Here is a 13,774-nt window from a genome sequence, read left to right on the forward strand (position 1 = left end):
GTAATAATTAAATGTAATAAGATAAGGATATGAATGAAGTTGCATTCATTAACTTGTTTTTCACTTTTGAGCCAGATCGTCTTTTTCACTTTAATTGTAAAAAAGAAATCCTAATAATGTAAGCAAATTTGAAATATTACAGGTCTGGTAATTTAAATAGTCTCATCTTCAAAATACTTTCTGGACCTTTCTTCTGCAAAAGTAAGTTTTAATTTTAACTTTTTACACCAACAAAGCGAATAATTATAGGATATTGAAAGGGAAATTTCGTTAAAAACACAAAATATGTTATCGGATATATCTTTAACTGTAATTTTTATAAAATAGCTTCCTATAGGGAATATAGATCTAATATTATCTAAATACAGAGCTCTTTAAGGAATTTTCATATTGCCAATCAACAAAATTAAACTATAAAATTTGTAAATATAAGACAGCGGTTTTGTAAATATGAAACATCGCAAGTTTTGATATTGCATAGATTTGCATATCCAATTACATGCCGCCACTTATTATCAATTGCATGCATTGGGTATATCAACAATACAGAAATTAGAGAAGATTAATATTAGAAAACACCTGAAATAATTAGACCTCTTAAAAACTTTTATATCTGTCTGTAATAACTTGCGAGAAATTATATATCCGCTAATACGATTGAGAAAAAATAGTTATCACTAATATTTATTATACGATGAAAAAAATTTATTATTTACTTTTACTGATTGCAGTAACCTTTCCCTTTAGTTTGGTTTCATGCAATAATACTGACGAAGAGATTACCTCAAATCCATTTGACAGTATCAGCGAGGGGAACATCAACGGACGAAACAAGATTGTAGTCATTAGCGACTTGCATCTAGGAAACGATTTGTCGTACTCGGAGAATGTGAAACATCTCAAACGTCTGGAAGAATTCTTAACTGAAGTAAGGTCGTCAACCACCATCAAAGAGCTTGTTCTTAATGGCGATATATTGGACGAGTGGTATATCCCTACGCGTGTAAATCCTTATGGTGGTGGTTCGCAGGCAGACTTTATCAGAAAATGTGTAGCAGCCAATAAGACTGTTTTTGATATTTTAAACGGAATAATTAAAGATGGTAAGATAAAACTCACCTATATTCCGGGTAATCATGACATGGGATTCACGGCAGAGAATATCGATATTGCAATGCCGGGAGTGAATCAAGCTCGCGATGCAGGAGCTAAATATGGAATCGGAACTTATCACCCAGAAGGCTACCCTCAGATAGCGATAGAACATAGCCATCGGTACGATTTCTTTAATGCGATAACACCAAATGCGAATGAGAGCGAAGCTCCGGGTGCGACTTTGCCTCCGGGTTATTTCTTTGCTCGTATTGCAGCCAACTCGTTTACCGATCCCACTACTCCGGAAGCAGCAACCAAAGTTCCTGATGTAATACAAAATAACGCAGGTAATGCTGAACAAGAAAGTAAATTTATTTATTATAACCTGTGGAAGGAAGTGATGGAAGGGCTTATTTATGTGAAGGACAATTTCAGCGACCCCATTATTACAACAAATGTAGGGAACTACACAAAGACCTATTCGATAAACGACATTCTGCCATATAACAGTTCAACTGATGGAAGTATCCAAATGAAGTTATACAATAATTTGTTTACACAGGCCAATTGGAATCGTCGATTAAAATACAACAATGCTATTGTTATGACAAATATCGACGAAGCAATAGTAGGTAGTCTGAGAACAGAATTTATCGACAAGCAAGCAGATGTACAGTATTTTAGCAATGCTCTATCGAACGTTCGTATTGTCATCTTTGGACACACTCATATCCCGATGATAAAGTCTTATACTAATCTCGACAAGCAACCTTGTATATATGCAAATTCGGGAACATGGGAAGACCAAAAGACCCGAGACAAAAACGAAGTGATCGACCAGGATGCAAAAAAGATGAACTTTATAGTGATTGCTCCGGTAAAATCAGACAAGACAAAAATACAAGTGGAATTGTACCAATATCGTTATGGTAAGCACATCTTAGGAGATAAAAAAGAGATAGAATTATAACACCCCCGATCTCAAAATTCTATTGTCCCGATGACAACTTCTCTCAAAAGAAAGATGTCATCGGGACTAATTTTAAACCTTTATAATAAAGAATGATTAGATAACAGAATAAAAATACGAGTGAATAATATATAATTAATTAAAAAAGAAGTACCTTTTCGGTAAAAATAAAATTGGGGAATAAGAAGTAAAATCTAATAATATGCATTATGTACAATTCAATTAGAAAGATACTTACCTATGTCAGCTTACAAAAGCAAACAGAGGATTTTGAAGAAATCCACAATTCCATAACACAAGGAATTTCTTTCAAGGGAACTAACATCTGGGTATTAGTTTGTGCTATTATTATAGCATCAGTGGGGCTTAATACCAATTCAACGGCAGTGATAATAGGAGCCATGCTTATCTCTCCATTAATGGGGCCGATTAACGGAATGGGCTATAGCATTGCGATTCACGACTTTGGTCTGCTTCGCCAATCTTTAAAAAACTTTGGATTTGCAGTATTAGCAAGTATCATAGCCTCAACTATATATTTTACGATTACACCTGTTCATACAGCCCACTCCGAATTATTAGCTCGTACCAGCCCAACTATCTACGATGTGTTGATTGCTCTATTTGGTGGATTTGCTGGTATAATCGCAATCAGCAGTAAACAAAAAGGAAATGTCATCCCTGGCGTAGCCATTGCAACAGCCTTAATGCCTCCTCTGTGCACAGCAGGATATGGTTTGGCAACTTTTCAGTTCTCGTTCTTCTACGGAGCGTTTTATTTATTTACTATCAATACTGTCTGTATTGCTTATGCTTCGGTTTTGATTTCTCAAATGCTGAAATTTCCAATCAGAGATATCAATATAAGTGAGACTAAAAAAAAGCGTATCAATCAAGCATTATCTATTATTCTAATCATAATCATATTACCTAGTATTTATTTAGGCTATCGCATGTCTCAGAATGAGAAATTCAGGTCGAATGCAGAAAAATATACACGTTACGTTGGAATATATAAAGGAAATTACCTGCTCAACAATGAGATTAGTGCCAATAAAAAAGAAATTAATTTAGTATATGGCGGATCATCATTGACGGAAGACGATAAAAAAGCTATTATTGATCAGGCAAATTTATTCTCTTTAATTGATGCTAAAATAACAATTGAGCAAGGACTGGCTATAGACAATGACATGGCTAAAGATCGCTTGAAAGCACAATCGGAAGAAGAAAGGTTAAGACAACAAATAGCTCTTCTTAATTTGGAAGTCACTGGCTATAAACAGAAAATAGATAGTGTACAAAATCAATATTTTATAGGGAAGCAATTATTGTCTGAATTGGCTCCTCTATATCCTCAGATACAGAGTTGTTCATACTCTGATGCATATATCTATCAAGAAAGCGATACTTTGCCTCGTGAGAAAACAGGTATATTTATGATTACATCGAAGAACACCCTTTCGAAAAGTGAACAGGAAAAGATAAAGAATTGGTTAATGAAAAGATTAAATAAAAAAGAGGTTAAGGTGTATTTTAATAGAGGGAGGTAGTCATTAATAGACACCGTTCCAACCAAAAATAGATATTTAGTTTTACATTTTTTTTGACCAAATAAAGCGTCTTGCTTGTGATGAGTGAGGCGGTTTTAATTTTCTCTTTTGGCGTAACGCTTTAGTAACCCATCTTTAAACGTAAATTCACACCTTAAGTCTTCACATATTATGCTCCCATTAGGATCTATGATAATACCAAGTACAGACGACATAAAATCAACTGAAAAAACACCTCTATTTATACCTTCTATCAAATCATCTTCAAACATAAAATAATCCTCATAGATATCTAACAGGCTCACAGATTTGATATATTTATTTATTATTTGTGTAACATCCTGATTCGAATAGTGAGCATCCATAAAGGCAAATAATACCTTTTTAGAGAACACCTCAAACACAATAACAGGTATGTTATACAATGAACTACTAATAGGGCTATATACTTGACAATGGTCGTAACCTAAATACTCAGTTATACCATTGATGGAAGCATTTTTTATATTTGAGACATCGAATTTTATATAGGTTTCTCCCTCTGGTATATATACCTCCATAATTTTAAACTTTAATTTAACAATCATCAAATCTATAAAATAGTATCGGAAAAGTAATAATTCGAAGGCTTTTTTTTAACTTACGTACATGCATACGTGCACACTTGAAGATAAACAAAAAAAGCTAAATAACTATTCACTGTTACTTAGCTTTATTTTATTGCTTTTAAAAGTGGTGCCACCAGGAATCGAACCGGGGACACAAGGATTTTCAGTCCTTTGCTCTATCCTGCATTAAAAGCTCGGCAAGCCTTCGCTTTCAATGCTCCAACTGAGCTATGCACCACCGTTTTGCGTGTTATTCAATCTCTTATTTCGAATATTATTCTATCTTTCATTATACTCGGTTTACACACTGGTTTACACAAATTACTTGATTAGTACTAATTTTAATTATTTCTAAACTAAAACGGTAAACAATATTTCATACTTACCGTTAATTCGTTTCATTGTATTTCATAAGATACAATTTCTGTCTTTAACACCTGCTTCCATACAGGTAAGCCTGCTTTCATTTGCTCTAGCATAAACCTTTCTTCTTCTGTAAAAAGTGAGTCATTCTGACTAGCATCTTTAATTGCTTGACCGATAATATTAAAAGCCAGATTATTGTAATAATTACCATCCTTCTTATATTTTCCAAAAGTACTCTTATTAAACTCGCCTGTAGACTTCAGGTGAGCAAATTCAGGGTCATTAAAAGAATAAGCCCCATTTGCATTAACTTTTAAACCTCCTTTGTTTATAAGACGAATAATATCTGAGACTCTTTTCATTATCTCATTTTGGTCTTTATCATCAGCACCTGTATTTAGAAAATATAAATCTTTATTTCTTGCAACATTTGATGTGATTTCGTTTGCACTAATCTCACCTATACCCTCATAATACAATGTTGCTCCTTTTGTTTTTTTATTTTCTATATTTATCTCATATTCGACTAAATATAAACTTGTTTCTGTACTATATAGCTCAAACATCCTTTTTTTTCCATTCAGAGTACAATGTATATTAAAACCATTTTCGATTTCTTCGGATTTTGTATAAATGTATGATACCTCTCTAAATACTATTCTATTTGTTATATCATTTAAAATAAAATCTCCGTATAATTTAGTCTTATAAACATATTCTTTCGCTTCAAGATTAGAAATAAAAAGTAAACAAAGACAGGTAAACAATATTTTCTTCATAATAGTTAATAATTAAAATAAACTGTACCGCCTGTAAGATTTACGTAATACGAGAACTCACTTTCCTTATCATTAATTGAACCCGCTATTAAGGGTTGAATATCCTTCCAATATTTATCTTCTCTTATTCCAACAACTGATATAATATCAGCTCTTCCAAGACCTTCTTTCACAGTGATTTTTAAACCAATCCTATACCATTTCTTTGCATACGAATCATATTGATATCCTGTCACTTGTGTTGTCTGTGGAGAACGTTGTTGATTTCGACTAGGTAAAGTCACACTAGGTGTTGTTTGTGGCGTATAAGTTGCCCATTGAGCTGATGCGCCAACACTAATCAGCATAAATAAACCGATGAATAATTTTTTCATAATAGTATTATATAAATTATGTCTTTCCGTTCTCCTCAAAAGACGATTAAATAAAAAAGCATGAGAACGATTGCCAAATACCTGATTTGAAGGGTCTCGACTCCCTGCCATTCAAGATAAATAGACAACCGCCTCATGCCATTATCTTATATAATACCAAATAGGTTTATACATTCCAAATGACATGAAAGCGAGTTGCTATTATTCCCTGATGGCTAAAAATTGTCGAGATTTTCAAATCAAGAATAATGCTTTTATGCTTTCACTAATATGTCTCTCCAATATCAACACTTTGATAAATAGGAGTTGGGACAAAGTTAAATAAAAGCGTTTCAGTTACAAATAGTTGGATTGAGAATTTTTGAAAAAGAGGTATTTTATTTTTATTCTGCTTTATCGGTAAAACAATCTGATTTGAAGTAAAATAAAGAAGTTATATATTGAACTTTAATAAATCGGTTTTCACGAGAATAGATTTTTTCTTGGGACTCCGATTGTTTTTTACAGTGCCTTTGTGTGTTTTTAAAGCATTCTTTTTCTTATCGAACTTTGCGGGGGTCATAATTGGAACTGTGCTGGCTCTTATGTATAAAGTTGCTTCTGAAATAAGAGAATTTGCGTGCATTAATAATATTTTCCCTTTTCGAGCCATAGTATATCGCTATTTATTAATAATAAATTAGGAGAAAAAGCATTAAGTAATTGTATTATTTTATTAGTCAATTATTTATATATTTGCAAAATTATAAAACAATAATTATGGGACTCGAAAAATTGAGAAAAGAAGCATTAACTATAATAGAAAACATAAGAAATGGAAATGGATTTCTTAAAGAAAATTCTCGAATAGATTATAAACTAAAATTAAATATTGACACAAAAAAGTCTCCTGTAATAAACTTCTTGATAAATTTCGCTAAAGACATTATTTCTTTTGTAAATGGGGATGGAGGTATCATTTTGATTGGATTTAAGGAGGAATCATCAGGAGATATTTCAGATGAGGGGCTTGACTCTGATAACATTGAGTTGTTGAAAAAAATTGACTTAAATGATCTATCTCAACAATTTGAGAAGATTATAGGAGTTTCGCTCTTTATCGATTTACAAAGTTTCAAAATGGGAGCGCGTGAATTCTATTATTTATTGATGGCGAAACATGATAATGTTGTAATTCCAAAGTCTGATAATTTAGACTATAAATTAAAACAAGGCGAAATACTATATAGAGTGGCAGGCAAAAATGAAACAGCAAATCAATCAAGCGATCATTTTAATAAATTTCTAACTGTCAAATCTAACGAAAGAAATAAAATTTTTATGGAAATTTGGGCAAAATTGTTTCCTGAGATGATTGATATAAACCCAAAAGAAATATTAATTATCAATCCTATTTCTAATAGGATTTATGGGTATAATGGAAAAGATGATATCCTATCAAGTAGTGAAATAGAAATAGATCGATCAGAAAAAGGAGTTTTTAATGTCATTTTAAAAGCAATTTCAGCAGGAGAAATTGGAAAAATAACAGACAATGAAGGTAAGCCTTTATATAAAATTATAGGAGAAATTAAAACTACCGTTCCTAGAGAGTTTAAGTATATATCCTCTCTTAGAAAAGAACTTCTGAACACATGTAATTATAAATTTTCAAATGTTCAACTTAAAGAAGTCATTCATCACTTAGGGTGGGTTAGTACAGCCTCTTTTCAAATAGAAAATCCTGAGCAAAATGTTGTTAATAATGACTTTTCTCAATATATATGGATAGAGCAATTAGATACAACAACTAAAGTTGTCTTTGCGGAAAAAGCAATAACACCTTTATTGGAGACACTAAATAACCCAGAAATACATACGGCTATATGGGGAAAGCTATTAGCAAAAAGTAGTAATAAGACAGCCATAGCGAGTCCTCAACTGCCAGATTAAAGCGTTCAAGTTAAGCCACCAACATCTTTATGTCAGTGGCTTTTCATTTATAACAACCTATCTAAATTACTCTTTCTTACAACTTGAGTAAATGTATTCAAATCATTTATCAATCGAATTACTTCGTCCTTTGAGGGCTCAGGAAGTACAATATCTGTATTGGAATTTGCCCCGATATTAACTTGATTAGGTTTACATCTTCTTATATATTCCACTAATTTGTCATGATTAAACTGCATAATTGGTTCAACGGTCACATAAGTCTCAATTCCGAATTTATTAATTTCTTCCATAGCTAGAACTCTGTCTTCTATTTTGGGTGCATAACCCATTATGTCTTTATAAAACAAATCCGTTTCAATAGTAGTGCAGACAACTGAATTTTTAAATACAGGATGCTTTATATGTTTTACTATGCCTTCGGGGTTCTTTGATTGGAAAAGAAATTTATTCGTTGCTCCAAATAAAGTATTATTTGCATTATAACAATGATTTAAAGACCTGTTTACCCATTCCTCAGGAATATTACTTGCAAATAAATCTGTTCCGCTTCCAACGAAAATATAATTGTCATATCCCATATTTGTTTTAAACTCTGTTTCATCTATATATAAAATTCGATCTTCTTTATTCCATTTCTTCATATAACAATAACTGCAATTATGCTTGCACATTCCTTTTATTGGATTCCATGTATGGGTAATAAATTCATACATATTTCCGTCTCGCTCTATTAATCCCATTCTTTTACTTATAAATTAATTTACTCCTAATTATTGTATAACAATCCGTTGTTTTACCTTTTATCTTTGGCGTAGTTTTTTTCACCTCAAACCAATTCTCTAAATCGGTAGCCTTTGCTTTCTTTATCTTGCCGTATGAATCTTTTATTCCTAAAGCTGTATAAATATCTTGAAGCTCTTCTTTCCATTTCTTAACCGTTCCTGTTGTTCCTTCGGTTACTCCCTTTTCTTTTAGACAATCGACAATCTTTGCATCCAGAGAAATGTCTGTTCTCATATTGCAGATCGTTCTTTTAATATTGGTTACATTGTGGTTTAGTTCTCTTACTTTCTGAACTCCTAATTTCTGATGAGCTTCTTTTACTAATGGTTTCAATTCTTCAATCAGGCTTTTCCTATCGTCAATATTCCCGAAATAGAAATAATCAGGGCTTTCACCAACTATTGAAACATATTCCTCAAACAAATCTTTAAACAATATTTTAGCTTTTGGATTCTGGGCTAATTCATCTGTATAAATCTTTTCAACTGCCTGCATAGGCTTAAACCCATATTTCGAATATTCATCTGTTAGAGTTATCCTGTTTTGGTATAAATGATTGGTAATTTTGAAGTTTACAATATCAAGATTTATCAAGTTTTCATCAATTTCCAATCTGTCATTCTCTTTATGAATATACATTTCATTCAATCCAGACTTGTTATTGCGTTCTATCAGATTAATTGTTTTCTTCCTGTTATCATCATTCATTCGGTTTATCTCATTTAACCAATCCTTTGTTTCTGCAAGTTGTCGTTGTGTACTTTCTTTAAATTCTTCGTAGGAAATAGATTTGTTATATCTGGTTTCTCCAAATATATGTCCTATTCCAGTCTTATAGCGAGAATTTCTTATCCGTCCGCATATCTGAATAATCAGAGTAGATATATCAAGTAATGTATGAGATTTAGTTTTATCGCTGACAATATAGGTTTTTCCGTCTTCGTCATATATATCACATCCTTCAAATGATGTAGATGTGTAAAAATTAATTTTCTTTGACTGCGTTGTAGTATCTTCAATTATATAATCATCACCTAATTTCTTTTGATTCGATTTTTTTCCTTTACCTAGTTTTTCATTTTTGGAACATACGACTCTGACTTGTTCTGGTTTTAACCCTGTTTTCTTGATAGCATCTGCAATAAATTCAACACTGTTCACAAAGAAATGAAGATTGCCAAAGACCTTTCCTTCAATACAACCTTTAATCAGCTTAGAAACTGCCGTGATAGGTTGATTAGTCGCTATTGGTTTTATATCGACTGTTGTAACATTATCCCATATTACTTCCTTAACTGGCAAATCTTTTAATTCCGTTAATATAAACTCATCTTCTATCGGCGTGGCTGTCATATAGGTTACTTCTTTAAATTCCTTAGCATGGTGTAGCACTCTTTTTACCGCTTTATTTCTGAAAGCATAGGAGTTAAACAGTATATGCCATTCGTCAACTAATAAAAAGAAGTCTTGGTAAACATTGATAGTCGTTTTCTCATTTAAAAGATTAATTAATCTGTCTAAACTGTCATAGGTAACAGCAAATTTCTTTATCTGGTTATTTTTAATGTAATCTATAATTTGTTCCTCTGTAACACCGTCATGTATTCCGAACAATACATTACTGCATTTTTCAGTCGGATATTGAGCCACTTTGTTTTTAATGACATTTACATAAGGCATTGCAATAATGGTGTCTTTGTCGTTCTCGATTGCAATAGTAGTTCCACCGCAACCAGTTTTTCCTTTGTCAAATAGGCAATTAACAGGTAATTCAGTCATGAATTCATTGAGATAAGCACAGTTTTTTTTTGCTTGGATAGTTCTTTCATCCATGAATAGTAAAATTTAAACGTTTTATATAGTTTAATCTGGAAAAGTACAGGACGGAAAAATTGTATATTCTTTCTTTATAGTAGTTTTCTTGTGTTGCGAATATAAAAATCCGTCTTGGGAATCTGATTTTTTGCAGACGGATTTTTTAGAATTTGTTTCTTTGTAGAGGTTTTACTATTCCAGAATCAAAAAATCCGTTTTATTAGTCTTGGTGTAATCTGGAATATCAGAAGTAATGTATCTATTTATTGAGCAAAAGTATAAATCAAGTTAATATAAAATGTAATCTCGATTCAATATATGTTCATAAAGAGATATTTTCTGGAAAGTGTAATCTGGAGAGATGAAATCAGGCTAAAAACTGAAGTTTAACAAAACTGTTTTTATCCTAAATTTCTTATACAAAGATACTTATTTTCACAAAGAAAGAAAAATGGCAAAATAACGAACCTTGTATTTTTGCCTAGTTTTAGGTCATTTTCATCTATGTACCCCTGTCTTTAGGTAAAGATTTTGCATTTATGGCTAATATTAGAGTAAGTTCATATGATCTGAATCTATTTAAAGCTTATATTTTTGTGAAAATTGTTATAAAAATAACAGTAGTGAAAAATATTTAATTGAAATTAATTTACTAATTTGGCAAAACCAATTTAGACAGTATGTCAAATCAACATATCTGTGGCTGGTTAGTTCTTTGATGTATTTCAGTATCTAAAATTTCTTAACAGTATTTATGTTCTCCATCTTATTAAATAGTTTTTTTCTTGGTTTGACATGAAAGGTATTAGGGTAGTTTCTATCCTATTTTAATTTTTATCATAAACTATTTAATTAAAAAAAAGATGAGTAATTTAAATTTTTCGCCAGAAAATGGCATCGTGAAAACAGGAGCAAAAGCTTCTAATCAAAAACCTCGTACACTTAAATCGCCTTTCTACAAAGTCAATGAGAAATTCGAGTCTAAACTTGATAATCAAGGGGTAATAGAAGGTGTTAGTGAGGAGACTGTACGGAAATCTGTAATTAAACTTTGCGTCAAGCAGACTAAAGATATTGCGGAAACTCAATATCAAAAAGAAATGCGAAGTGCAATTTTTAATCTTCTATCTAGGTTTTCTTTTTTAAGGGAATGTCGTAATTTAGGATTTAAAGATGACCAAGTTTTTGGTGTAGCACAAAATGTTATACTATATAATAAACTAGGTGGTGTTCTAAAAAAGGGCGTTGAAATAACTTTTAAAGATAGACTAGATGTGTTGAAAAAAGAGCCAGTATATTCGGAAGCGGATTTAGCCGAAGCTGAATTTGGAAGTATTGACAGCATAACCGAAGAACAAAAAACAGAACTATCACGATTCGTTAAGGGGGCTATGGCTTTAATACCAGCTATTAATAGTTAATATTATGGACATAGGAAGATACTTACAAAACCAAACCAAGTGCATTATCCTGACCAGCTTTTTTTCTTTTCTTTTAACAAATTAACTAATATACGATGAAACTATTTGTATCCTATAGTTGGACAGACAAAACACATGAAGATTGGGTATTAACATTGGCAACAGAGCTTAGAGAGAAGGGTGTTGATGTTATTTTAGATAAATGGGATTTAAAAGAAGGACAAGATTCAGTTGAATTTATGGAAAGTATGGTTACAAATCCCGATATCAATAAAGTATTAATTATTTGTGATAAAAAATATGCAGAAAAGGCAGATAAGCGTAATGGCGGTGTTGGAACAGAAGCTCAAATAATTTCCCCTGAAATATATAATAATGCAAGTCAAGAAAAATTTGTAGTAGCAGTTACCGAATGTGATGAAAAAAATCTCCCTTACTTACCAACATATTATAAAACAAGAAAATATATAAACTTCATTAAAGATGAAGAGTATTTAAATAGTTTCGATCAATTGTTAAGATGGATTTATGATAAACCTTTATATGTAAAGCCCTCTCTCGGTTCTAAACCAGATTTTTTAAATGAATCTAATATTACTTTAGGAACATCATTTGCATATAAAAGAGTAATAAATGGATTCAAAGATTCTAAACCTTTTGCAGAAGGAACTCTAACTGAATATTTGTCTTTATTTTCCAAGCATCTTGAAAATTTCAGAATAGCAATAAAGGAAGATAATATTTATGATGATGAGTTAATTAAAAATATAGAATCATTTGTACCATATAGAGAGGAGTTTATTGAAGTAGCTAATACTGTTTGCCAGTACTCATTAAACGATAATTCACTAGATAAATTTCATCCTTTTTTCGAATCCCTGATTCCATATATGTATCGCTCTGAACATTTTATATCGTATAATGATACAGATTCAGATAACTTTAAATTTATTATTAATGAGTTGTTTTTATATTTTATTGCTGTATGTTTAAAATATGAAAAATTTGATTTTGTAAATAAGTTTTTAAATACTGAATTTATAAATGAAGGCTATTCTTATTATAGAGTAGACCAGATGGTGAATTATACTCAATTTAACAAACACCTAGAAAGTTTAGAGTATAGAAATAAGCGTTTAAGATTAAATAAGTTGTCTCTCCATTCATTTTTATTATTTGAACGAAATAAACACTCTGCTATTGAATTTAAGTATTTAATACAGTCTGATTTCGTATTATTTATTCGCTCTGATATAAAATATGATAATGATTTTATTAGATGGATTCCCAATACCTTGCTATATACAGAATATTATCGTAGACCTTTAGTGATATTCCAAAGAGCACAACTAAAAGACTATTTTGAGAGAATGAAATCTATAATTAGTATTAATGCTGCGAGTGAATTAAATACGTTGTATGAAAGATATTATAGCGGAACAAAATATTTCCCTCGTTGGCAACATCAGTCTTTTAGTCCTAAATTATTGTCGAATATAGACAATTTAGCAACAAAATAAAGTAATATGGCTTCTCCATCTATTCAATATTTTGATATATCTTTTATAGAAAGAACATTAGAAAATCTAAAAAAATATGAGGGTAAATATGATTTTACAATGCTTCTTAATAGTCTATTAGGTCTTTTGGTCGTACCCAATGAGTATAATATAGCGAAGAAAAGAAGGTTTAAATATCCTTTTCTAAATGAGAAAATTAGTAAATTTAGTAGTATAAAAGAAATCTTTAAAAACAAGTCCTATTCTTTTCTAGATAAAGATAAAAAAGAAATTAACCAATATAAATTCAGATGGTTAGATGATAATAAAAACGTATTAACTATTAACAATATAACGTTAGAATCTTTTCTTAGACGAATTCGTAACGGAATAGCCCATTTTGGTATTACTCCAGTCAAAGAAGATTCTCTTTGGATCGGTATTATTATCAGGAATTATAAAAATAGAGAAATGAATATGGAAGTTTATTTTGAAGAAGATGAATTGAGGACATTTGCTCTTTTTATTGCTGAAAAATATCTTGAAACAGTTGTAAAGAAATAGCCCCAACCAATG

General features: G+C 31.1%; 11 protein-coding genes and 1 tRNA gene. 6 read left to right on the plus strand and 6 right to left on the minus strand.

The annotated features are described in order from the left end of the window. Positions 1-694 precede the first annotated feature (694 nt). Positions 695-2,065: a metallophosphoesterase gene (locus HMPREF9456_RS07550; RefSeq protein ID WP_006842906.1), complete on the plus strand. Its 1,371-nt coding sequence runs from the start codon at positions 695-697 to the stop codon at positions 2,063-2,065. A 209-nt stretch (positions 2,066-2,274) separates the two neighbouring features. After that, positions 2,275-3,618 carry a TIGR00341 family protein gene (locus HMPREF9456_RS07555; protein ID WP_006842907.1) on the plus strand — a complete coding sequence of 448 codons (1,344 nt, stop codon included), beginning with the start codon at positions 2,275-2,277 and terminating at the stop codon, positions 3,616-3,618. Positions 3,619-3,713: 95 nt separating this feature from the next. Here HMPREF9456_RS07555 and HMPREF9456_RS07560 read toward each other — a convergent pair whose 3' ends face one another. The 4 genes from HMPREF9456_RS07560 to HMPREF9456_RS07575 form a co-directional block, all read right to left on the minus strand. Next, complete coding sequence (locus HMPREF9456_RS07560; protein WP_006842908.1) at positions 3,714-4,178, minus strand: hypothetical protein; 465 nt, start codon at positions 4,176-4,178, stop codon at positions 3,714-3,716. 173 nt (positions 4,179-4,351) lie between these two features. Next, positions 4,352-4,463: transfer RNA gene (locus HMPREF9456_RS07565), tRNA-Phe, on the minus strand. A gap of 161 nt (positions 4,464-4,624) precedes the next feature. Then, the gene (locus HMPREF9456_RS07570) at positions 4,625-5,371 is read right to left on the minus strand and encodes a hypothetical protein (protein ID WP_006842909.1); all 747 of its coding nucleotides are present in this window, start codon (positions 5,369-5,371) and stop codon (positions 4,625-4,627) included. Between the two features lie 5 nt (positions 5,372-5,376). Continuing rightward, positions 5,377-5,745 carry a hypothetical protein gene (locus HMPREF9456_RS07575; protein WP_006842910.1) on the minus strand — a complete coding sequence of 123 codons (369 nt, stop codon included), beginning with the start codon at positions 5,743-5,745 and terminating at the stop codon, positions 5,377-5,379. A 759-nt stretch (positions 5,746-6,504) separates the two neighbouring features. On the opposite strand from HMPREF9456_RS07575, the gene HMPREF9456_RS07585 reads away from it, so the two are divergent. Then, positions 6,505-7,677: an ATP-binding protein gene (locus tag HMPREF9456_RS07585; protein WP_006842912.1), complete on the plus strand. Its 1,173-nt coding sequence runs from the start codon at positions 6,505-6,507 to the stop codon at positions 7,675-7,677. A 47-nt stretch (positions 7,678-7,724) separates the two neighbouring features. Here the strand turns inward: HMPREF9456_RS07585 and HMPREF9456_RS07590 are convergent, their stop codons facing one another. After that, a complete protein-coding gene (locus HMPREF9456_RS07590) occupies positions 7,725-8,420 on the minus strand; it encodes a radical SAM protein (RefSeq protein ID WP_006842913.1) in 696 nt (231 codons plus the stop codon). Between the two features lie 4 nt (positions 8,421-8,424). After that, the gene (locus tag HMPREF9456_RS07595; protein ID WP_006842914.1) at positions 8,425-10,296 is read right to left on the minus strand and encodes a hypothetical protein; all 1,872 of its coding nucleotides are present in this window, start codon (positions 10,294-10,296) and stop codon (positions 8,425-8,427) included. Between the two features lie 845 nt (positions 10,297-11,141). Here HMPREF9456_RS07595 and HMPREF9456_RS07600 point away from each other — a divergent pair. From HMPREF9456_RS07600 to HMPREF9456_RS07610, 3 genes are all read left to right on the plus strand, one after another. Then, on the plus strand, positions 11,142-11,699 hold the full coding sequence (locus tag HMPREF9456_RS07600; protein ID WP_006842915.1) for a hypothetical protein: 558 nt from the start codon (positions 11,142-11,144) through the stop codon (positions 11,697-11,699). Between the two features lie 95 nt (positions 11,700-11,794). Then, complete coding sequence (locus tag HMPREF9456_RS07605) at positions 11,795-13,219, plus strand: SEFIR domain-containing protein (RefSeq protein ID WP_006842916.1); 1,425 nt, start codon at positions 11,795-11,797, stop codon at positions 13,217-13,219. Positions 13,220-13,225: 6 nt separating this feature from the next. Further along, positions 13,226-13,762: a HEPN family nuclease gene (locus HMPREF9456_RS07610; RefSeq protein WP_006842917.1), complete on the plus strand. Its 537-nt coding sequence runs from the start codon at positions 13,226-13,228 to the stop codon at positions 13,760-13,762. Positions 13,763-13,774: the final 12 nt, after the last annotated feature.

Origin of the sequence: Dysgonomonas mossii DSM 22836, from assembly GCF_000213575.1 — a bacterium.
In the GTDB taxonomy this organism is placed as follows: Bacteria; Bacteroidota; Bacteroidia; order Bacteroidales; family Dysgonomonadaceae; genus Dysgonomonas; species Dysgonomonas mossii.